This is a genomic window from Rhodococcus sp. (in: high G+C Gram-positive bacteria) (assembly GCF_049286785.1).
Lineage (GTDB): Bacteria > Actinomycetota > Actinomycetes > Mycobacteriales > Mycobacteriaceae > Rhodococcus_F.
Genome location: NZ_JBAQEO010000100.1, coordinates 1 through 21617, shown reverse-complemented (window position 1 = coordinate 21617; position 21617 = coordinate 1). Strand labels below are relative to the sequence as shown.

The window sequence follows — 21617 nt, the reverse complement described above, 5'->3', positions numbered from 1 at the left end:
ACCTGGTCGAGATCAACGAGGCCTTCGCTCCCGTGGTGCTCGCGTGGATCAAGGAAATCGGGGCCGATCCCGCCAAGGTCAATGTCAACGGCGGTGCAATCGCACTCGGCCACCCGCTCGGCGCCACCGGCACCAAGCTGATGGCGACGCTGCTCAACGAGCTCGAGCGGACCGGTGGCCGCTACGGGCTGCAGACGATCTGCGAGGGTGGCGGTACCGCTAACGTCACCATCATCGAACGCCTGTGAGTACTTATCAACCGCCCGCGGTTGATAAGTACTCACAGGCTCAGGTGCGGGAATGACTGTCGATGTCTTCGGTGAACGCATGCACCATGTCCGGGGTGAGGGTGGGACGCACCGTGGCGATCACGTTCAGGTAGTCCTGGGTGTCGGCGTGGCAGCGTCCCCCCGAATCGACGCTGCACTCGAATGTCGCTTGCGCGACCGTCCGCGCCGCGTGAGCGACATCGGCCGGCGTGTATCCCTCGGTGGCCGCGACGAGTGCGGAAATGTCGACCTGCTCGTTGCCGAGATACCGCTCCCACAGTGCGTACCGGGCCTCGGCATCGGGTGCACCGATCGGCAGCACGTAGTCGAACCGGCCGTGTCGCAGGAACGCGTCGTCCAGTATGCGAACAGAGTTGGTGGCGCACACCAGCAGCCGTCCGGCTCGTTCGCGGAAATTGACGATCGACTTCAGCAGTTCGTTCACGACGCCCACGGACTGCGATCCGGGTTGGCGCCGTGCCGCCACCTCCTCGACCTCGTCTATGAACACCACGACATGATCGAGCTCGTTCATCGACGCGAACGCCTCCCCGAGACCCGCGGCGAGACCGTTCTCGCTCGACGCCAGCCGAGACGGAAACAGCTCGACGAACGGCCAGCCCAGTCGGCTGGCGATGGCCCGGGCGAAGGTCGTCTTCCCCGTTCCGGGCGGGCCGAACAAGACGACGGCGCGCGGCGGCGTCACCCCGTGCTCGGCCGCCATCGCCGGCTTCGACAGGGGTAGCACGATCCGGCGTTCGATGAGCGACTTCTCGCGGGCCATTCCCGCCACCTGGTTCCACAAACCGGCGGGCGGCACGGCGCCGCCGAGTCGGGTCAGGACCCCGGCGGTACGCGGCGATACCGTCTCGACCTTTTCGTAGTAGGTGACCCCGCTCCGTGCGACGAACCCGGAGTTGGTCAGTGCCGTCGCCCCGGTCTCGCGGTCGGGAAGCAGGGCCGCGACGCGCCGTACACCCTTGGCCAGCAATCGGTGCTCGAGCTGCGACAACAGTGCGCTGCCGAGCCCGCGCCCCCGCCACTGGGGCTCGAGGGAGATGCGCATGACCCAGGCGCGGTCCTCGTCGACGCGACTGGCGGCCGTCCCGACGATGCGTCCGTCCGCCACCGCGACGACGGCCGGGTGACGGTTCAGCAGACTCGCGACCACATCCGAGAGCGCGAACAGCGGCAACTGATCCGTGGTCGTGGAACTGCTGTCCATGCGAACCACGGCGTCGAGGTCTTCGGGCGCGAAGTCCCGGATGCTCCAGGCGTCCATGCGGCGCCTCCCGGAAGTGGTGGCGGAAAGTGTTCAGCGTACCCGCGACGGGGTCCGATGGTCCGATGTCTGCGTACGGGCTGCCGGTGAGGGCTACGCTCGACAACGACAGGTGACGAGTCCGTAAGCGGGGCCGTGATGCATGAACTGGCAATCACCCAGAGCGTCGTCGATGCCGTCTGCGAACATGCGGCGGGACGAACAGTCCTCAGCGTCCGGGTCGAGGTGGGTGCGCTCACCGCGGTGGTCGCCGATTCGATGCAGTTCTGTTTCGAGTTGGTCACCGAAGGAACAGTTGCGGAGGGCGCTCGCCTCGACATCGATCAACCTTCCGGCAGCGCGCACTGTCAGGACTGCGGAGCAGACTTCGCTCTCACCGACCTGGTGGTGCTGTGCCCGTGCGGGAGCGCGAACGTCGATGTCACCTCGGGTCGTGAACTACGAATACTCTCGATGGAAGTGAGCTGACGCGTATGTGTGCCACCTGCGGTTGCGGTAACGACACCGGCACCAGAGTCACCGTGCCACACGAACACCCGCACCATCACGACCACGTCCATCCACACAGTCATGAGCACACCCACGAGCACCCGCACTCGCATGGGGGCGAGACGATCACCCTGGAACAGAGGGTGCTGGCCAAGAACGATCGTGTTGCGGAGATCAACAGGGAATGGCTGGCGGAGCGCGGTGTGCCGGCGCTCAACGTCATGAGCTCGCCGGGATCCGGTAAGACGACGCTGCTCGAGCGCACGATCGCGGCCGTGGGGAGCGAACGCCCCGTTGCCGTCATCGAGGGCGACCAGGAGACGATGCTCGACGCGAACCGGATCAAAGCCGCCGGTTGTGCTGTGGTGCAGGTGAATACAGGGGCGGGATGTCATCTCGACGCCGAGATGGTGCGCGACGCGTTGACGGTGCTCGACCCGAGCCCCCATTCGCTGCTGTTCATCGAGAACGTCGGAAACCTGGTGTGCCCCGCCCTGTTCGACCTCGGGGAACAGTCGAAGGTCGTGGTGATGTCGGTAACCGAGGGCACCGACAAACCTTTGAAGTATCCGCACATGTTCGCGGCTGCGGACCTGGTGATCGTGAACAAGGCGGACCTGCTGCCGTACGTCGACTTCGACGTCGAGCGGTGCACCGAGTACGCACGGTCCGTCAATCCCGGCCTGCAGGTGATGACGCTGTCCGCCACCACCGGACAGGGAATGCAGCAATGGTACGACTGGATCGCCGCCCGATAACGCCGTCCCCGCGAAGGGATGGCGACGCGCCGGGCACCGTTGACATCTGCGCGAGCGGAGGAGCTAAATAAAGAACAGCGCCACACAGGTGGGCCGACGGTCGACTCCAGTGGCGACAGGAGCCATGTTCGACTCCGGAAAGCGACCTGCCATGCCGACACAGGAAGCAATCGAGGCCGAGGACACACTGATTCACGTTCTGTGGATCAATGCCGGGCTGAGCTGCGACGGGGATTCGGTGGCATTGACCGCGGCCACGCAGCCGAGTGTCGAAGAGATTGCCCTGGGTGCACTCCCGGGCCTGCCCAAGGTGGCCGTCCACTGGCCGTTGATCGATTTCGAATGCGGTCCGGAGGGCGGTGCCGACGACTTCATCGAATGGTTCTGGAAAGCGGACCGGGGTGAACTCGAGCCTTTCGTGCTCGTGGTCGAGGGTTCCATTCCCAACGAGCAACTTCACGACGAGGGCTACTGGTGCGGGTTCGGCAACAACCCCGAGACGGGGCAGCCGGTGACCACGAGCGAATGGCTCGACCGCCTGGCCCCCAAGGCGACGGCGATCGTCGCGGCCGGCACGTGTGCCACCTATGGCGGCATCCATGCGATGGCAGGCAATCCGACCGGTGCGATGGGCGTCCCCGACTACCTCGGCTGGGATTGGAAATCGAAGGCGGGCATACCGATCGTCTGCGTACCGGGGTGCCCGGTCCAGCCCGACAACCTGTCGGAGACGCTGACGTATCTGCTGTACATGGCCACCGGACAGGCGCCCATGATTCCGCTCGACGACGCGTTGCGCCCGCAGTGGCTGTTCGGGGTCACCGTGCACGAGGGTTGCGACCGTGCCGGTTACTACGAGCAGGGTGACTTCGCCACCGAGTACGGCTCACCCAAGTGCATCGTCAAGCTGGGCTGCTGGGGTCCGGTGGTGAAGTGCAATGTCCCCAAACGGGGCTGGATCAACGGTGTCGGTGGCTGCCCCAACGTCGGCGGCATCTGCATCGGGTGCACCATGCCGGGATTCCCGGACAAGTTCATGCCGTTCATGGATGAACCGCCGGGCGGCAAACTGTCCACCACCGTGTCCGGACTGTACGGATCTGCCATCCGTAGTCTGCGCAAGATCACCACGAACACCGTGGACAAGGAGCCGCACTGGCGTAGTCGCGGCACGAAGCTGACCACAGGCGCCACCCGCACCTGGTAGTCCCGCTAGGGGTCCGTCAGGGGTCTCTGAGAGGTACGTCCGATGACAACGATCATTCCGGAACCTTCGCGCAAGTCGGAATCCGACGGCCTGGTCGAGATGGCGTGGGACCCGATCACGCGAATCGTGGGCAGTCTCGGGATCTACACGAAGATCGATTTCAAGCAGAGGGAAGTGGTGGAGTGTCACAGCACGTCGTCCATCTTCCGCGGCTATTCGATCTTCATGAAGGGAAAGGATCCTCGGGACGCGCATTTCATCACGAGTCGTATCTGCGGCATCTGCGGTGACAACCACGCGACGTGTTCCTGCTACACCCAGAACATGGCCTACGGAGTGCAGCCACCACATCTCGGTGAGTGGATCGTGAACCTCGGCGAGGCCGCCGAATACATGTTCGACCACAACATCTTTCAGGAGAACCTCGTCGGCGTGGACTTCTGCGAGAGGATGGTCTCCGAGACCAATCCGGGAGTGCTGGCGCAGGCGGAACAGACCCCCGCGCCGCACGCCGGCGAGCACGGGTACAAGACGGTCGCCGACATCATGCGTTCCCTCAACCCGTTCACCGGCGAGTTCTACCGGGAGGCCCTGCAGGTCAGCCGGTCGACCCGCGAGATGTTCTGTCTCATGGAGGGCCGGCACGTTCACCCCTCCACCCTGTATCCGGGGGGCGTCGGCACGGTGGCCACCGTCCAGTTGATGACCGACTACATGACGCGGTTGATGCGCTACGTGGAGTTCATGAAGAAGGTCGTCCCCATGCACGACGATCTCTTCGACTTCTTCTACGAAGCGATTCCGGGCTACGAGAAGGTGGGCCTGCGCAGGACTCTCCTCGGTTGCTGGGGTTCGTTCCAGGACCCGGCCGTCTGCAACTTCTCCTACAAGGACATGGAGAGGTGGGGCAGGGCCATGTTCGTCACCCCTGGTGTGGTGGTGGACGGCAAATTGGTCACCACGTCCCTCGTCGACATCAATCTGGGTATCCGAATCCTTCTGGGCAGTTCGTATTACGACGACTGGACCGATCAGGAGATGTTCGTGAAGAACGATCCGCTGGGCAATCCGGTGGACCGTCGGCACCCGTGGAATCAGCACACCAACCCGCACCCGCAGAAACGGGACATGGAAGACAAGTACAGCTGGGTTATGTCGCCACGCTGGTTCGACGGCAAGGATTACCTGGCGCTCGATACCGGCGGCGGCCCACTGGCCCGGCTGTGGAGCACCGCGCTGGCCGGACTCGTCGACATCGGCTACGTGCAGTCCACGGGGCGCAGCGTGAAGATCAACCTGCCGAAGACCGCGCTGAAGGGGCCGGTGGAGCTGGAATGGAAGATTCCGCAGTACGGCAGTAACACGATCGAACGGGACCGGGCGCGAACGTACTTCCAGGCCTACGCTGCGGCCTGCGCACTGCACTTCGCAGAGAAGGCGCTCGCCGAGATCCGGGCCGGCCACACCAAGACCTGGGAGAAGTTCGAGGTTCCGGACGAGGGCATCGGCTGCGGCTTCACGGAGGCCGTCCGCGGAGTCCTGTCGCATCACATGGTGATTCGTGACGGGAAGATCGCGAACTACCATCCGTATCCGCCGACACCGTGGAACGCGAATCCGCGGGACAGCTACGGAACGCCGGGTCCCTACGAGGATGCGGTGCAGAATTCGCCGATCTTCGAGGAGAACGACCGGGACCATTTCAAGGGCATCGACATCATGCGCACCGTGCGCAGTTTCGACCCGTGCCTGCCTTGCGGGGTGCACATGTATCTCGGCGAGGGGAAGACACTGGAGAAACTGCATTCGCCCACCCAGTCCGTCACCGGCGAGTGACGAGGGAGCATGGACAAACTGAGGAACGGCGAAGAAGACACCCCGGACCGCTGGCGGACCGCCGGTGAGAGGATCGATGCCCTGCTCGACGCCGGTTCGGTGGGCGGGACGGTGGCCCGCGAGCGTGCCGAACAGCTCGTTCGCGAGGTGGTGGAACTGTACGGTGCCGGTCTCGCGCGCATCCTCGACCTCGTCGGGGATGACGGCGAACTCGTGGAACGACTCGCCGAAGACGAACTCGTCGCCAGCCTCCTGCTGGTGAACGGTCTGCATCCCCACGACGTCGAGAGGCGGGTGGCTACCGCGCTCGACAGCGTCCGTCCCTATCTGGGTTCCCACGGCGGCGACGTCGAACTGCTCGGCGTGGACGACGCGATCGTGCGGCTCCGGCTCACCGGAAGCTGCCAGAGCTGCCCGTCGTCGGCCGTCACGCTGGAACTCGCCGTGAAGGACGCCGTTCTCGCTGCCGCCCCGGAGGTGACGGACATCGAGGTGGTGGGAGCCGTACCGGCGTCCGGATCCGGACTCATCTCGCCGGAATCGCTTTTGTCGCATCTTCGTTCGGAAGAGTCCGCGAACGAGATGGCGGGGACGTGGGTGTCGGTGCCCGAACTCGAGGATCTCACGTCGGGGGAGATCGGCGGGTTCGCCGTGGCCGGACTGCCGATCCTCGTGTGCAGGATCGGGGAGCAACTGTTCGCCTACCGGGATCGGTGCCCGGCGTGCACGAACTCGCTCGCCGGTGCCACGCTGCAACGCCGTGCCGGTGGTCGGACAGGCGACGCCGTGCTGCGGTGCCCCGCCTGCCGGGCACATTTCGACCCCCGCCGTGCCGGTCTGCGGCTGGACGGCGACGATGGTGCCGAACCGATGGCCCCGCTTCCCGTCCTCGTCCGCGACGGTGTCCTGGCGGTCGCGGTGCCCGCAGCGGAGGTGGCGTGATGGGCTCGCCTCGGGGCGGCCTCCGGGTTCTGCGGAGGATTGCATCCGAGCGTCCCGAACCGGTGGCGGGAGAGCGGTGCGATATGTGCGCCGCCCCGATCGCCGACGCACATCAGCATGTGGTGAACGTGCGGGAGCGTCAATTGATGTGCGTGTGCCGCGGCTGCTACCTCCTGTTCACCGACGGGTCGGCCGAACTGCGGTTCCGTGCCGTTCCTGATCGGTACCTGTCTTTCCCCGACTTCGAACTGGCACCGGGACGATGGGACGAACTCGAGGTTCCGGTGGGGCTCGCGTTCGTGTTCCGCAATTCGTTGCTGGGCAAGACGGTCGCCTTCTATCCGGGGCCGGCGGGTGCCACCGAGTCCGAACTTCCCCTCGACGCATGGGCCGATGTGCTGGCCGCCAATCCCGAACTGGGTTGTCTCGCCGCCGACACCGAAGCGCTGATTCTGCGGGTTCCCGGGCGCGGCTCAGAGAGTCCCGAATGTTTCCTCGTCCCCATCGATGCGTGCTACCAGCTGGTGGGTGAACTACGCAGGGTCTGGCGAGGTTTCGACGGTGGACAGGATGCCCGCCGAGTCGTCGACACGTTCTTCGACACGGTGCGGGCGCGGAGTCGTCCAGTGGTGGGGTCGTCGTGACCGAGGTGTCGTTCGAAGTACTCGATGTGTCGCCGGAGCCGTTCGCCGTCGCGCCGAATCTGACTGCACGCGTGCGTGTCACCGAATCGACAGAAAGCGTGGTCCACGCGATGGCCGTCCGCTGCCAGGTGCGCATCGACCCCGGGCGCCGCCGTTACACCGACCTCGAGGCGCGGGGATTGCTCGACCTGTTCGGCTCGCGGGAGCGGTGGGCCTCCACGCTGAAGCCGTTCCAGTGGATGGAAACCAGCACCGTGGCGCAGGGATTCACCGGATCGAGTGTGGTGGACCTGCCGCTGCCGTGCACGTACGACTTCGAGGTGACCGCTTCGAAGTACCTACACGCCCTCGAAGTGTCCGGGTCGACGGTTCCGCTGATCTTTCTGTTCAGCGGCACGGTGTTCACCAGGGGTGCGACAGGTTTCGGGGTGGAAAGAATTCCGTGGGACCGTGAGGCCGTCTACGATCTGCCGGTAACGGCCTGGCGTGATCTGGTCCGGGCGCACTTCCCGAACACCGGATGGCTGCGTCTCGACCGTGACACCCTCGCGGCTCTGGCCCGCTACAAGTCCGAGCGTGGACTCCTGGGGCTCGATGCCGCGATCGCAGACCTGCTGCAGGGAGCCGGGGAGGTGATGTCGTGATCTCCCCGGCGTCCCTGCAGCGAGCGCGCGCGGTCGCCGATGCCGTTCTGTACGAGGGCTACCTGCTCTACCCCTATCGCGCGAGTTCGTCGAAGAATCAGTCGCGGTGGCAGTTCGGCGTCCTCGGTCCGCCCGGAGCGGCCGAGGCCGGAGTGGGCGAGGAGTCGTCCATGGCCTGCCAGATCCTGATGCGGCCAGGACCGGACCGCCGCGGCGGGCTGGCGGTGACACTGCGTTTCCTGCAACTTCAGGTGCGACGGGTGGAGCGCGCGGAAGGAGAGGGCTTCGTCCCTGTCGACGAGATGGCGGTGGCGGGGATCAACTGGCTCAGCTGGGACGAGGCGGTGGAACGCGAGTTCGATCTGGGCGTGCTGCATCCGTCCTCGTGGGTGGGTGATCGGCGCCTGGAGGTCGAGGTCGACAGCGGCACCGAGGTGGAGGAACTGCGTGCCGGCGACGGGTCGCCGGCCGGTCGCGTGGTGCGTATTCGCCGGCCCGCGCGCGCCGTCGTGACCGTTGAGGGTGAGGTGATCGGCGACCTGATGCGGGTGCGGTTGGCCGTCGACAATGTGACTACCGAGGGTGTGACCACCGAGGGTGTGACCACCGGGGGTGTGGACGGCGGGGGTGTGGACGGCGCCTGCTCGGACAAGGACTCCGCGATCCAGCACTCCCTGATCGGCGCCCACCTCGTCCTGGCGGCCACCGAGTCTGCGGAGTTCGTCTCGCTGCTCGAACCCACTCCGGACGCCGAGACACTCGCCGCCACCTGCGAGCAGCGGCGATGCTATCCGGTGATGGCCGGCGCGCCCGGCGAGACCGACCTCCTGCTGGTCTCACCGATCATCCTCTACGACTACCCCGAGGTGGCTGAGCAGAGCGACGGTGCGCTGTTCGACGCCACCGAGATCGACGAAATTTTGACTCTCCGGATCATGACGCTCACCGAAGAGGAGAAACGGGAGGCGCGGGCCACCGACCCGCGTGCCGCCGAGATCATCGACCGGTGCGAGCAGATGTCGCCGTCGACGCTCGCACAGATGCACGGCGTCCTCCGCGACCCTCGGTTGCCGGACATGGGTCTCGTTCCGGAACTGACGGATGACGTGCCGTGGTGGGATCCCGAAGCGGACACCGCGGTACGCCCCGACGTCGACGGTGTGGTGGTGAACGGTGTCCGGGTGGCGAAGGGGAGCGTGGTGCGGCTGCACCCGTCCCGGCGCGCCGACGCCCAGGACCTCTTCTTCGCGGGCCGTGTGGCCCGGGTAGCGACCGTGCACGCCGATGTGGACGGCGGCACGCACGTCGGGGTGGTCCTCGCCGATGATCCCGCCTCGGAGATGCACGAGTGGTACGGACGGTATCTGTACTTCGCCCCGGACGAGGTGGAGCCGATACCGGCCGTGACCGGAAAGGATGAACTGCCATGAAGGTTCTCGGACAGATCACCACCGTCGCACTGGCTCTGGCTGCGGTCGCCGGGATCGCGATCGCCGTCGTCTCGCTTCCCGACATCAAGCGGTATATGCGTATGCGGAAGATGTGAGCGCCGGATGAAGGCGGACAGGCGGGTGCTGGTTGCCGGTGTGGGCAACATCTTCTTCGCTGACGACGGCTTCGGTCCGGAAGTGCTTCGAGCAGTGACACAGCGGACGTTGCCGGCCGGAGTCTGGGCGATCGATTTCGGTATCCGCGGAACACATCTGGCATACGAACTTCTCGACGGCTGGGGCGCGCTCCTGCTGGTCGACGCCGTCCCGGATCGTGGTGAGCCGGGTGCCCTGAGCGTCATCGAGATTCAACCGGATTCGATTCCGGTGGCTGCCCTCGACGCACACAGCATGGACCCCGCCGCGGTGTTCGCCAGTCTGCAGGCGTTGGGAGGCACTCTGCCGCGGACGGTGGTGCTCGGCTGTCAGGTGAGAAACACCGAGGAGGGAATCGGGCTTTCGCCGACGGTTCAGGCCGCTGTCGTGCCCGCGGTGGACACCGTGCTCGAACTGGTGGAGCACATGTTGCTCGGGATCCGGTCGGAGGTCTGACCATGTGTCTCGGAATTCCCGGTCGAGTGGTGCGCATGCTCGAGGGCTACGGCAACCAGTTGGCGCTCGTCGACGTGGTCGGTGAGGAGCGCCGGGTCAACATCGGCATGCTCGACGACGGCGTGAGCCTGTCAGCGGGTGACTGGATCATCATCCACATGGGCTTCGCCATGGAGAAGGTGGACGAGGCCACCGCCGAGACGGCTATGGCGGGGTTGGAGATGATGGGCCGCTCGCCGAACTCGGACGAGGAGTAGCCATTCGAGTCGGCCGCCGTACGGCGCGCTGCCGACGTTTCAGCGTCACCATCTGATGGAGTGGCCGCAGGGCGGAGTGTGTTCGCCCGAAATGTGATCACCGAGGATGGAGAAGGAATTGAGCGGGCACGACATCGTCTCCACCACCGACGAACTTCCGTCGAACTTCCGATTCCACACGAGGATGGACCTGAAATCCGACAAGAAGGCAGCGCTGCTCGTCCAGCTCCTGTTCGTGGCCGTCGCCGCAGTGATGATCGCTGTGGCACTCGCGTTCGACCTACCCTTGGACAGCGGATGGAATACCTGGGTTCTCGTCGTGGTCACCGTGGTGAGCGTTCTGCTCTACATGGCGGTGCACGAACTGACGCACGGTGCGTTCATCCGGTTCCTGTCGAGGACGCGTCCGAAGTATTCGGTGAGGTTTCCTTTCCTCACCACCGGGAGCACCGCCTACTTCAGCCGGAAAGATGCCGCCGTGGTGGCTCTGGCGCACACCGTGGTCTGGGGGATCGTCCTCGTCGCGATGCTGATCGTCGCGCCGGCGGATTTCTTCCTGACCGTTTACGTGCTCACGGTGGTGAACTTCGCGGGATCGGCCGGGGATTACGTCCAGTCCTATGCCTTCTCGAAGCTTCCCCCCACCGCGTTGATACAGGACAACGGAAGAGAAACCACAGCCTTCGTCCCGGCGTGAACGTATCCAGTTCAGGTGTCTGGAGATTCGCCGGTTACCGACCTCATGAGTGGATTCGAGCCACCCTCGCCGGCGCGGCGTCGACTTCAGTCGAAATCGGGAGTCTTGGCGCCGCTCCACAACTGTTCCGTGACGTCCTGGAAGCACACGAGTCTGATCGGATCATCTTGTCGCTGCAGTACGGACTTGCTCACCGCCGCACGAACAACGAAGCCGTCTCGGTGGGCGAGTTCGAGCACCTTTCCAGCAGAGTCGCGTAACAGGGCCATGGCCTGGGGGCCGTTCGGCGATGACCGCGGATCGACGAAATCGGCGATCGAACGACCTCGAAGCTCATCATCGGCGTATCCCAGCATCCGCCCGAGCGCCGGATTGGCATAGACGATCACGCCCGCTTCGTCCGCCGCGAGTGTAGGAACCGGAAGGCGCTGCAACAACACAAGGGCGGGAAGCTGCTGGAGATAGTCCAGTGCGGTTACCGGATCCGAGCGTCGCCTGTTCGTGCTCGGGTCCATCGATCCTCCTCCTGTGGTCCACCCCGCGAATCAGCCCTGATCTGTGACCACGTGGTGATGGGCCGAATGTACCGTGCCTGTGCGACTCACGATGGGAAAAGGAGACCGACGACACGGGAGACGCTCAGGACAGGGGCACGTCGAGGCCACCGCGAGCAGGTGATGGCACGCCCGGAATTGGTGGGACGCTCGGCGGTCGGACGAACACTAGAAGTCCTGGTAGATGCGGAGGACACGGCTGGCGAGGAGGGTGATCCAGCGATCGGGTCGACCGGCGGGTGTCGGGGGAAGGTGGGTGGCCCCGGGGTAGGCGCGGTGTCCCACCCAGCGGCCGTCCTGCCGTCGGCGTCGGCGCAGCAGACGGAGGGCATCATCCATTCGCTCGTCATGGGCGACATCGGCGTCGGCGAGGGCGTCGAGACCGCGCAGGACGTCGAAGTGCCAACGGGCGGGGAAATGGAGTCGGGTGAATTCGGGGCTGATGGGTGCTCCGCTGCGTTCGCTGCGATACAGATGGTGACGAAGTAGGAATTCGATCGAGGTGTGTGCGGCCGAGGCCAGTTCGCCGTGCCGGTACATGTAGCCGTTTCGGCAGTACTCGGTGATGCCTTCGAGTACCGAGACGGTGGTGTGAACCGATGAATGGGTGGCACCCGTCGTATTGAACCGGCAGTTGAAGCCGCCGTCGGCCATCTTCTGTTCCAGCAAGAAGTCGACAATGCTGGTCAGGTCGGTGTGATCGGCCCCGAAATAGGACGAGTAGTTCAGTGCCATCCCGTTGATGCAGACGTCACTGTGCTTCGCGGTCTCGTTCGGGTCGAGTCCGCCGTCCCGGCCTTTCTCCCGGGTGAGGATGAGTTCGACCGTCTCGCGTGCGGCGTTCGTGGTGGGGGCGAGACCGAGGTTCTTCAGTTCCAGCAACGTGTAGTGGCTCGACGTCCACTTGGGTTGGTAGAAGCCGCGGCCCCAGTGTCCGTTCGGGCCGCGGGCGGCGAGCAGCGTGGCACCGTCACCTTCCTCGGCGATACGTGCCTGCAGATCGGGACGTTCCTGATGGAGCAGATCGCGGAAGGTACGAAATTGCACCGAGACGTCACCGGCCAGGAGCCAGTCGAGGGTGTCGGGTTCGGTCGATCCGTTTGTTCCGGAAGCCCCCGCATCAGCCATGTTTCAACCGTACCGTCCATAGGTACATGACAAGCATGCACGAAGGGCGGGGCTCACAATGACCACCGGAGTCGCGAAACCAACCACCGACACCGACCCGGTGCGGTCCGCCAGGCGGCTGCTCTGCTCGGCGGGAGCATTCCTGATGCCGGCGAACGACGTGCGCAAGGTCGTCGGCGCAGAAAAGCGGGACCTCCGGTGTTTCGCCGCGCACTGGGACGATTTGGTCCCGGACAGCTACGCAGCCGAGCTGGGCACCCGCCGGTTGCGCCGCTACGGGTCCTTCTCGTTCACCTCGCACGACGGCCTCACGGCGCCGCTGCCCCACGATGTGTTCGTGCAGCCCGAGGACTCCAACCCGCTCTATGCCGGGATCGACCGGTACTTCGAGCCGCTGACCGACGCATTCCTCGCCGATCCACTGCTGCACCGCATGCTCGCCCTGTTGGGCGAGACCGCGACGGCCCTGGACACGGATGCCGACGTGTGGAGAATCCACGTAACCCCCTTCCGGGTGCTGGCGACTGGGCGCGACGCCGGCCAGCCGGCACCGGAAGGGCTGCACCGAGACGGCGTTACGCTCGTCACCTCCCTGCTGGTGGACCGGCGTAATGCCGCCGGTGGAGAGAGTTCGGTATGCGACCTCGACGGGCGAGGGCTCGTGACCACGACGCTCTCCGAGCCCGGCACGCTGCTGCTCGGTGACGATCGCCGCACGCTGCACGGCGTCTCGCCGATTCGGCCGGTCGACCCCGCCCAGCCGGCTCGGCGTGACGTGCTGGTCATCACCTTCGTTCCGCGCTGACCAGTTCATGCTGACCAGTTCATGCTGACCATTTCATTCGTCGAAGGAGAGGCGTCGATTCGTTTGCGCCAACTGCCATTCGGTCTGCTGACGCAGGCGGTCCGCGCGATCGTGGTCCAGTCGGTCGCACACGAAATTCCAGTGCACCGCAACGTGATCGCCCACCGCGAGGTCGGTGACGAACGTGCCTTCGGGTACCCGGTAGTCGGCGGCGCCGTCCTGTTCGGGGCCGAGGGAGAGACTTCCGGCGTCGAACCGCAGTGGCTGCGAGCGGACGCGCGCCCGGCCGCCGTCGAATCCGACCACTTCACCCCATCTGATGCGGCACGAGTCGAGAACCTCGAGCGGTTGTGGCATTCCAGTGTTCAGCAATCGCGACCACGGGTACACCCCGAACACATGGAAGTTGTGCGTCGGCGCAGCCTCGTTGAGCAGGTCTTCGGTGAGGTGCTTCCAGTAGTGCCCGGCCTCGTGCGCCAACCGTGCGAGGAGGGTCCTGCCGAATCGATCCCGATCGATCTGATCGGCGAGTTCGTCCGCCGTCCAATAGGCCCGGACCACACGCTCGTCCAAAGGATCCGAGATACCGGCCAATTCGGCGATCACTACCTGATACGGCCACGCACCGCTGAACTGCCGAGCCATCGCGACCACGTCCGTTCCCGGCGCACGACCGCACGCGACGGCCTGCAGCCGCTCCGAACCCGGGGGACCACAGTAGCCCAGCGCATTCGGAGCGTGCGCGTACTGCGCGAACAGGCGATGTCCGGGCAGCGGCACCTCGGTCAGCCCCGCTGCCCCAGCAATTGCGCTGTCTCACGGTGCAATCGGCCGAAATTGTAGTACGCGGCGCAGGCGCCTTCGGGCGAGACCATGCAGGTGCCGATCGGGGTCTCGGGAGTGCACGCTGTGCCGAACACCTTGCACTCCCAGGGCTTGATGACACCCTTGAGGACCTCCCCGCACTGGCACGCCTTCGGATCCGCAACCCGGATGCCCGGCATCGAGTACTTCTCCTCGGCGTCGAATTCGGCGTAGTTACGGTGCACCTTCAGTGCGCTCTGCGAGATGAAACCGAGTCCACGCCACTCGAAGTGCGGCCGCAGTTCGAACGTCTCGGCCATGAGTTTCAGGGCCTGAATGTTACCCTCGGGCCGTACCACGCGCTTGTACTGGTTCTCCACCTCGCAGCGACCCTCGCGGATCTGCTGCAGCAGCATGTGCACGGACGCGAGGATGTCGAGCGGTTCGAATCCCGCCACCACCATCGGTTTGGCGTACACGTCGGTGACGAAACGGTAGGGACGCAACCCCACCACGGTGGAGACGTGACCGGGCCCGAGGAACCCCGACAGCCGCAGGTCCGGGGACTCCAGAATCGCCCGGATCGGCGGACCGATCGTGACGTGATTGCAGAACACGCTGAAGTTCCGCACGCCGAGCGCTCGGGCCCGGACCAACGTCCCCGCGGTGGAGGGAGCGGTGGTCTCGAAACCGACAGCGAAGAACACCACCTGCTTGTCCGGGTTGTCGACGGCTACCTTGAGGGCGTCGAGCGGTGAGTACACGAACCGCACGTCCGCGCCACGCGCCTTCGCCTCGATGAGATTGCCCCTCGAGCCGGGCACCCGCATCATGTCGCCGAACGTCGTGAAGATGACGTCGGGCTGCTCGGCCAGCCACATGGCGTCGTCGACGCGGCCCATCGGGATGACACACACCGGACAGCCCGGCCCGTGCACCAACTCGACGGTCTCGGGCAGCAGATGCTCGATGCCGTGACGGTAGATGGTGTGCGTGTGCCCGCCGCATACTTCCATGAATTTGAACTCGTCACCGCCGGCGAGTTCGGTGATGGATTTGACCAGGGCGCGGGCGGCCGCCGGGTCGCGGTACTCGTCGACGAATTTCATCGTGCTGCCTCTCACGCGATCTCGGACGAATTGAAAGCGTCGATCTCGTTGACGTAGTCGGCGCCCATCTTCTGCACCTGATCCAGGGTCAGCTGCGCCTCGATCTCGTCGATCTTCGCCATCGCGAAGCCGACGTGCACGAGAACCCAATCACCGACGATCAGGCCGTCCTCGGCCAGAAGCCGCACACTGATCGTTCTCTGGACGCCGTTCACGTCCACCTTTGCCAGATGCTGTTCGGCGTCGACGATGTCGACCACCTGACCGGGTATCCCCAGGCACATCGTGGTTCTCCTCTCGCCGGGTTCTTCTCAGCAGATTCGTGGCAGGGGGTCGCCGACGAGCATGTCGACGATCCGGCTGCCGCCGAAGGACGTGCGTAATGCCACGATGCCCGGCGGCTCCGCGAGGATCTCGCCGACGACAGCTGCCCGTTTCCCGTGCGGGTGCGCCCGCATCGCGGTTACCGCGGCGTCGGCCTCGTCGGCCGCGACGATCGCCACGAACTTGCCCTCGTTCGCGACATACAGCGGATCGATGCCGAGCATGTCGCAGGCGCCCATCACTTGCGGCTCGATGGGCAGACACGCCTCGTCCACGACCACGGCAAGTTGCGCGGCCCTCGCCAATTCGTTGCATACGGTGCCCACGCCACCGCGGGTGGCGTCCCGCATCCAGCGCGTCGACGGCGCGGCGTCGAGCAGTATCTCCACCAGCGAGTTGACGGGTGCTGTGTCGGAAGCGATGTCGGCTTCGATGGCGAGGTCTCCGCGGGCGAGCATCACCGCCATCCCGTGTTCACCGATCGTGCCCGACAGCACCACCTTGTCGCCCGGGCGCACGAGATCGGGGGACAGCCGCCTGCCCGCCGGAATCACGCCCACGCCGGCGGTGGAGATGTAGACGCCGTCGGCGGCGCCCTTGCCGACCACCTTGGTGTCGCCGGTGACGATCTGCACGCCGCAGAGGATGGCGGCCTCGCTCATGTCGGCGACGATCTCGCGGAGCTCCGCGATCGGGAAGCCCTCCTCGATGACGAACGCGGCAGACAACCACTGGGGGTGTGCGCCCGAGACCGCCAGATCGTTGACCGTGCCGTGCACCGCGAGGTGACCGATCGAGCCACCCGGAAAGCGGAGTGGCTGAACCACATACGAGTCCGTGGTGAAGGCCAGGCGCTCGCCCGACGGCAGTGTCAGCGCCGCGGCATCGCCGAGTTGCTCGAGTTCCTCGTTGCGGAAGGCCTCGACGAACACGGCATCGACGAGTGCGGCCGACGACTTTCCACCCGCACCGTGTGCGAGTGTCACCACTTCGTCCAGCAGCCGCGGCCGACGTTTGCGGAACTGGTCGATGCGTTCGAGGACGCGATCCTCCCGTTGCGCCGCGGTGGCAGGTTCGGTGGTACTCATGAATAGGCCCCCGGTCTCGCGAGATGCTCCTGCGCCACCGACCACAGCCGGTACCCGAGCACCGCGTGGCTTTCCTGGATGCGGTGGATGCTCTGCGAATGGACGGTGAAGCAGAAATCGAGTTCGCCGGCGGCCGTCATCGACGCCATCCGGCCACCCTCGTGCCCGGCGAAACCGATGGTCAGCAGGCCGCGCTGCTTCGCCTCGGTGAGGGCCGTCATCAGGTCATCGGAGTTCCCCGACGTCGACAGCGCGATGGCGACGTCCCGATCTCGGGCGTGGGCGATGATCTGCCGTTTGAAGATCAGATCGAAACCCACGTCGTTGCCCAGGGCCGTCACCACAGCCTGATCGGCGGCCAGCGACCACGCGGCCACCGGACGTCCCCGGGCCGGACGACTGAAGAGCGACGCCAGCGTGGCGGCGTCGGTGGAACTGCCACCGTTGCCGAAGGTGTAGAGCCGGCCACCGCGGCGGAATCGGTCGGCCATCTCCGTGCCTGCCGCCGTCAGGCCGTCGCCGTACTCGTCCAGCGATGCCCGCTGCAGACGGGCACTCTCGGTGGCCTTCCCGCGGGCGGACGCGGCCAGGTCGTCGAGCAGGCTCTCGGCGTCCTTCTCCTCCGCATCGATGAACGGGTAGAGAAAGCTCGTGCTCTCGGATTCGGTGCTGCCGAAATCGGGGGTGTTCATCGCTGCGCTGCCTGAATGTCGTCGAGTCGGGTGATCGCGGCACCGGCGTGCACGAGCACGAGATCGTGGGGCCGGACCTCGCCCAGCATGCTCACGTCCACCCACTCCTCACCGGCGGCGGTACGGACCAGAGCGGGACCCAACGCGTCGGTCGGTTCGAGGACGACCTCACCGAGCCGGCCCTCGTCGCTGCAGGTGACGCAGACGGCGTCGTCACATTCCCGGGATTCGGGCTTCAGCAGCCCGGAATGCTCGAAGCAGACGTGGGTGAGCTCCCAGAGCAGGTGGTACATCAGCACGAATCGTCCGGTGGCCGGGACCATAGGGTCGTCGGAATCCACCCACAGGATGTGGTTCGCTGCGCCGGCAGGTGGCCGTGGCCCGGAGCCGATCCACAGCGTGTCGACGCCCCAGGCGGGCGCGCGGCGCATGGCGTCGACCGCAGCCGGTTCGTGAGCCGACGCCACCGCCATCAGCACGTCACCCGGTCTGCTCGCCACCCGAGACTGCGCCACCGGATCGGGTTCCACGAGCGCCACCGACGGCAGAGCCCGCTTCCCCATGATCACGGGATGAACGAATTCGACGGCGACGTGGTGGGCGTGAGGTTCCCACTGCGGGGAGATCACCCAGAGAGTCGCTCCGTCATGGAACCTGCGGGCAAGGGCCAGCGCTGCGACAGCAAGATCAGCAGACAGGTCTGTGTCGACCAGGTGTCCGCCCGCATCGGCGATAGTGGTCATGCAGTCAACTCCCGTCCCGGACCGCGCCGGTCGGGGGCCTGCCGACGTCACGGTCCGCGCGTTGTCGCCGCGGCACCGATCACCGCCTGGCCGAGGGAGAGCCCTCCGTCGTTGGGAGGCACCCGGTGGTGGGTGAGGACTCGATAACCGCTGCCTTCCCAGTGTGCTCTCAACAGGGTGACGAATAAACGGTTTTGAAAGACTCCTCCGGTGAGGCCGATCGTGGTCACCCCGGTGGACTCGACGACCCGGTGGACGAGGGCGGCCGTTGCCTCCGCCAGCGCGTGGTGAAAGCCCAGTGCAAGCTCCGCGGGAGGCGTCCCGCGCCGCAGTCGCCACACAAGATCCGCGACGAGGGGCGATAGCAGAATCCGGTCGCCGTCGATCTCCATGACTAGAGGAGCAGCGCGGACCGCGGCGAGCGCGAGGACCTCGAGTTCGATGGCGGCCTGCGCCTCGTACGTGACCCGGTGCCGGACACCGAGCAGTGATGCGACGCCGTCGAACAGACGGCCGGCGCTGGTGGTCCTGATGCAGCCCGTGCCCGAGACCAACTGGGATTCGACGACTCGGCGTTCGGCGGGCGACAGGGCTTCCGTGCACGGCAGTCCGTCGATGTCGGTGACCCCGGTTTCGTGCAGGAGCGCCAACGCCACCCGCGCAGGACCACGGACCGCCGCATCACCGCCGGGCAGCGAGAACGACTGCAGATGACCGACTCGGCGGGTGGTCAGGACGTCGGGACCCACCAGCAGGAGTTCACCGCCCCACACCGTCTCGTCGCAACCGTAGCCGGTGCCGTCGAATGCGACGCCCAGCACGCTGGTTCCCAGCAGCCCGTGTTCGGCCATCAGCGATGCGACATGCGCATGATGATGCTGCACCGAATGCAGCGGAATTCCCGTCCGCTCGCTGTACTGTTCCGCCCACTGTCGCGTCGAATAGCCGGGATGCCGGTCGGCAACCACTACCTCCGGCGTGATGCCGTGCAGGTGTGTCAGTTGCTGCACCGACGTCTCGAACGCCCGCCGGCTTTCGAGGCTTCCCATGTCCCCGAGATGCGCCGAGCAGAACGCGTAATCCTGCCGGGTGAGGCAGAAGGTGTTCTTGATCTCCGCGCCCACCGCGAGCACCTCGGGTCCGCGCGACGGCAGCATCACGGGAAGAGGTGCGAACCCCCGCGAGCGACGGATCGGCAGCACCGCATCGCCGTCCATTGCCAGCACCGAATCCTCACACGGAACCGCGATGCGGCGGTCGTGCATGAGGAACACGTCGGCGATGTCGCGCAGTCGGGTGCGGGCGTCGTCGTTGTCGAAACACAACGGCTCACCGCTCAGGTTCCCCGAAGTCATCACCAGCAGGCGCGGCGGCGGCACGGCGCCGCCGGGTGCAGGGGTGAAAAGGAGATGGTGCAGCGGTGAGTACGGGAGCATCACCCCCAGGTCGTCGACGCCGGGAGCGATGCCGTCCGGCCCGGAATGTTTCTTGTGCACGAGAAGAATCGGGCGAGCGGGGTGCTGCAGCAGCGCGCTCTCGGACTCGGAAATGTCGCACAGTTCGGCGGCAACCGACAGATCGGCCGCCATCACCGCGAACGGCTTGTCGGGTCGGTGCTTGCGCGCCCGCAGGGTCTGCACCGCCTCGGGGTCGGCGGCGTTGCACACGAGGTGGAATCCGCCGAGACCCTTGACCGCCACGATCCTGCCGTCGTGCAGTGCCTTCTGCACCGCGGCCAGGACGGCATCGTCGCCTTCGATCCTGCTCATACCGGTCTCCGCGAAGATCCGCGGACCGCAGTCGGGGCAGCACACCGGTTGGGCGTGGAACCGCCGGTCGGCCGGATCGCTGTACTCGGCTCGGCACGCCGCGCACAACGGGAATTCGGACATGGTGGTGTTGGGCCGGTCGTAGGGGAGATCGGTGATCACCGTGAACCGCGGACCGCAGTTGGTGCAATTGACGAACGGGTGGCGGTACCGGCGATCGTGCGGGTCCCTCAGTTCGCGGAGGCAGTCCGCACACGTCGCGACGTCCGGCGACACCAGCGTTCTCGCCCCGGCCACATGGCGGCTGTCGATGATCCGGAACGACATGTCACCCCGCACCGGGGCGGGCTGTGCCGCCACCGCCACGACCATCGCCATCGGGGGTGCGTCCGAGCGCAGCCTGCGCGTGAACTCGGACACCGACGTCGTGTGGCCCTCGATCTCGATGAACACACTCACGTCGTCGTTGCCACAATGGCCGTGCAGATGCAGTTCGTCGGCAAGCCTTGCGACGAAGGGGCGGAACCCGACACCCTGCACGACCCCGCGGACCGTGATGCGCGATCGTTCGATCGTCATTACCCGGATACTTCTCCGCCGACACCCTCCTTCGCAAGGAATTCGGTGCTCATGGGGTTCGTGCCCACCCTGCGGCGCTTCCCCGCGTCTGTCGCGTTACGAGTCGGACTGGGAGGTGACGGTATCGCCCCACGTTGCCCGGGCCCCCGACTCGCCGATCCGATATACCTGGACGAGGCTGCCGGCCGCCACGACGATGGCCAGCACGGCGACGACGAGCGTGAATGTCCGGGACGCCGCGGCCTTCCGTTCGCGGACGTGAACCGCGGTGACGGCGATCGCTACCACGAAGAGCGCGATGGAGAAGTAGATCATCGTGTCACCCAACTCGGTATGGGTATGGACCGCAGGTGACTTGTCGACGTGCTTTTCGAGCCATTCCCCGGCCTCGGTGGTGAGGGGGGTCAGCGCCGTCGTCACGGTCGCGAGCACGAGCGTGGGCCACACGAGACGGCCTCGAGCCGCGGGCCACAGACTGCACAAGACGACGAGAATGGCTGTCAGGGGGGCTAATACGACGATGAAATGGACGAGTAGCGCATGTACGGGCAGGCCGTTGACGGTAGACACACGTGCATTGTTTCGCAGCTGCGCTGAGAAGACGCTGAGGACCCGCCGGACGGCAAGACCTCTCGCAAGCGATGCGCCGCCTCGAGCAGCGAGTCGCCGAACGGCTCTGGCGCACCATGCACAACGATCATGTTTCTGCGTCCTTGGTGAGTGAGCACAGGGGATGATCGCGGAAAGATAACGTTCTGATAACGTCGAGGTCTCGACTCGGGAAGCGCTCGGGTGAACACTGAGGGCGACTGCCATGAACAGACCGCATCGCGTCAGCTCCTGACAATGACGTAGGGAAGCCGAATATGAAGACCCACCACCGGCGCAGGGCTGTGGGTGCACTCGCGTGGACGCTCGCCTGCGGGTACCTCATGGCCGAAGTCCTGAGCGCCGG

24 protein-coding genes and 1 pseudogene are annotated in these 21617 nt (G+C 65.8%); 14 read left to right on the top strand and 11 right to left on the bottom strand.

The window, feature by feature from the left end; all coding sequences use genetic code 11:
* Positions 1-248: pseudogene (locus WAW17_RS03980) on the top strand (acetyl-CoA C-acetyltransferase); the annotation flags it as partial.
* 40 nt (positions 249-288) lie between these two features.
* Here the strand turns inward: WAW17_RS03980 and WAW17_RS03975 are convergent.
* The gene (locus WAW17_RS03975; RefSeq protein WP_422331713.1) at positions 289-1551 is read right to left on the bottom strand and encodes an ATP-binding protein; all 1263 of its coding nucleotides are present in this window, start codon (positions 1549-1551) and stop codon (positions 289-291) included.
* A gap of 138 nt (positions 1552-1689) precedes the next feature.
* Between WAW17_RS03975 and hypA the strand changes: the two genes are divergently transcribed.
* From hypA to WAW17_RS03915, 12 genes are all read left to right on the top strand, one after another.
* Positions 1690-2019 carry a hydrogenase maturation nickel metallochaperone HypA gene (gene hypA / locus WAW17_RS03970; protein WP_422331712.1) on the top strand — a complete coding sequence of 110 codons (330 nt, stop codon included), beginning with the start codon at positions 1690-1692 and terminating at the stop codon, positions 2017-2019.
* Between the two features lie 5 nt (positions 2020-2024).
* A complete protein-coding gene (gene hypB, locus WAW17_RS03965; RefSeq protein WP_422331711.1) occupies positions 2025-2798 on the top strand; it encodes a hydrogenase nickel incorporation protein HypB in 774 nt (257 codons plus the stop codon).
* A gap of 151 nt (positions 2799-2949) precedes the next feature.
* On the top strand, positions 2950-4005 hold the full coding sequence (locus WAW17_RS03960; protein WP_422331710.1) for a hydrogenase expression protein HypE: 1056 nt from the start codon (positions 2950-2952) through the stop codon (positions 4003-4005).
* Positions 4006-4047: 42 nt separating this feature from the next.
* Complete coding sequence (locus tag WAW17_RS03955; RefSeq protein ID WP_422331709.1) at positions 4048-5841, top strand: nickel-dependent hydrogenase large subunit; 1794 nt, start codon at positions 4048-4050, stop codon at positions 5839-5841.
* Between the two features lie 111 nt (positions 5842-5952).
* Positions 5953-6783, top strand: coding sequence for a NifU family protein (locus WAW17_RS03950; protein ID WP_422331715.1), 831 nt, complete (start codon positions 5953-5955; stop codon positions 6781-6783).
* Entirely contained in the window at positions 6783-7427 is a 645-nt protein-coding gene (locus WAW17_RS03945) for a DUF5947 family protein (RefSeq protein WP_422331708.1), read from the top strand. Before WAW17_RS03950 ends, WAW17_RS03945 begins: the two co-directional genes overlap by 1 nt.
* Positions 7424-8071 (top strand): DUF6084 family protein, encoded by a 648-nt coding sequence (locus WAW17_RS03940; protein ID WP_422331707.1) that lies wholly within the window; start codon positions 7424-7426, stop codon positions 8069-8071. Before WAW17_RS03945 ends, WAW17_RS03940 begins: the two co-directional genes overlap by 4 nt.
* The gene (locus tag WAW17_RS03935; RefSeq protein WP_422331706.1) at positions 8068-9501 is read left to right on the top strand and encodes a hypothetical protein; all 1434 of its coding nucleotides are present in this window, start codon (positions 8068-8070) and stop codon (positions 9499-9501) included. The genes WAW17_RS03940 and WAW17_RS03935 overlap by 4 nt, the downstream gene beginning before the upstream one ends.
* Positions 9498-9617 (top strand): DUF6893 family small protein, encoded by a 120-nt coding sequence (locus WAW17_RS03930; RefSeq protein ID WP_422331705.1) that lies wholly within the window; start codon positions 9498-9500, stop codon positions 9615-9617. The genes WAW17_RS03935 and WAW17_RS03930 overlap by 4 nt, the downstream gene beginning before the upstream one ends.
* Positions 9618-9624: 7 nt before the next feature.
* Positions 9625-10113, top strand: a complete 489-nt coding sequence (locus WAW17_RS03925; RefSeq protein ID WP_422331704.1) for a hydrogenase maturation protease — start codon at positions 9625-9627, stop codon at positions 10111-10113.
* Positions 10114-10115: 2 nt separating this feature from the next.
* Positions 10116-10370, top strand: a complete 255-nt coding sequence (locus WAW17_RS03920; RefSeq protein ID WP_422331703.1) for a HypC/HybG/HupF family hydrogenase formation chaperone — start codon at positions 10116-10118, stop codon at positions 10368-10370.
* 118 nt (positions 10371-10488) lie between these two features.
* Positions 10489-11067, top strand: coding sequence for a DUF3267 domain-containing protein (locus WAW17_RS03915; RefSeq protein ID WP_422331702.1), 579 nt, complete (start codon positions 10489-10491; stop codon positions 11065-11067).
* An 86-nt stretch (positions 11068-11153) separates the two neighbouring features.
* Here the strand turns inward: WAW17_RS03915 and WAW17_RS03910 are convergent, their stop codons facing one another.
* Together WAW17_RS03910 and WAW17_RS03905 are read right to left on the bottom strand one after the other, a co-directional pair.
* Positions 11154-11582 carry a PAS domain S-box protein gene (locus WAW17_RS03910; RefSeq protein ID WP_422331701.1) on the bottom strand — a complete coding sequence of 143 codons (429 nt, stop codon included), beginning with the start codon at positions 11580-11582 and terminating at the stop codon, positions 11154-11156.
* A gap of 207 nt (positions 11583-11789) precedes the next feature.
* Complete coding sequence (locus WAW17_RS03905) at positions 11790-12749, bottom strand: hypothetical protein (protein WP_422331700.1); 960 nt, start codon at positions 12747-12749, stop codon at positions 11790-11792.
* Between the two features lie 58 nt (positions 12750-12807).
* Between WAW17_RS03905 and WAW17_RS03900 the strand changes: the two genes are divergently transcribed.
* A complete protein-coding gene (locus WAW17_RS03900) occupies positions 12808-13554 on the top strand; it encodes a 2OG-Fe dioxygenase family protein (RefSeq protein WP_422331699.1) in 747 nt (248 codons plus the stop codon).
* A 33-nt stretch (positions 13555-13587) separates the two neighbouring features.
* Here WAW17_RS03900 and WAW17_RS03895 read toward each other — a convergent pair whose 3' ends face one another.
* The 8 genes from WAW17_RS03895 to WAW17_RS03860 form a co-directional block, all read right to left on the bottom strand.
* Positions 13588-14328: a DUF6390 family protein gene (locus tag WAW17_RS03895; RefSeq protein ID WP_422331714.1), complete on the bottom strand. Its 741-nt coding sequence runs from the start codon at positions 14326-14328 to the stop codon at positions 13588-13590.
* 11 nt (positions 14329-14339) lie between these two features.
* Positions 14340-15467: a hydrogenase formation protein HypD gene (gene hypD / locus WAW17_RS03890; RefSeq protein WP_422331698.1), complete on the bottom strand. Its 1128-nt coding sequence runs from the start codon at positions 15465-15467 to the stop codon at positions 14340-14342.
* An 11-nt stretch (positions 15468-15478) separates the two neighbouring features.
* A complete protein-coding gene (locus WAW17_RS03885; RefSeq protein WP_422331697.1) occupies positions 15479-15751 on the bottom strand; it encodes a HypC/HybG/HupF family hydrogenase formation chaperone in 273 nt (90 codons plus the stop codon).
* A 27-nt stretch (positions 15752-15778) separates the two neighbouring features.
* Complete coding sequence (gene hypE, locus WAW17_RS03880; RefSeq protein WP_422331696.1) at positions 15779-16879, bottom strand: hydrogenase expression/formation protein HypE; 1101 nt, start codon at positions 16877-16879, stop codon at positions 15779-15781.
* Complete coding sequence (locus WAW17_RS03875) at positions 16876-17571, bottom strand: D-sedoheptulose-7-phosphate isomerase (RefSeq protein WP_422331695.1); 696 nt, start codon at positions 17569-17571, stop codon at positions 16876-16878. The genes hypE and WAW17_RS03875 overlap by 4 nt, the downstream gene beginning before the upstream one ends.
* Positions 17568-18314: a HypC/HybG/HupF family hydrogenase formation chaperone gene (locus WAW17_RS03870; protein WP_422331694.1), complete on the bottom strand. Its 747-nt coding sequence runs from the start codon at positions 18312-18314 to the stop codon at positions 17568-17570. Before WAW17_RS03870 ends, WAW17_RS03875 begins: the two co-directional genes overlap by 4 nt.
* A gap of 47 nt (positions 18315-18361) precedes the next feature.
* Entirely contained in the window at positions 18362-20662 is a 2301-nt protein-coding gene (gene hypF, locus WAW17_RS03865) for a carbamoyltransferase HypF (RefSeq protein ID WP_422331693.1), read from the bottom strand.
* A gap of 96 nt (positions 20663-20758) precedes the next feature.
* Positions 20759-21232, bottom strand: coding sequence for a DUF2231 domain-containing protein (locus tag WAW17_RS03860; protein ID WP_422331692.1), 474 nt, complete (start codon positions 21230-21232; stop codon positions 20759-20761).
* Positions 21233-21617: the final 385 nt, after the last annotated feature.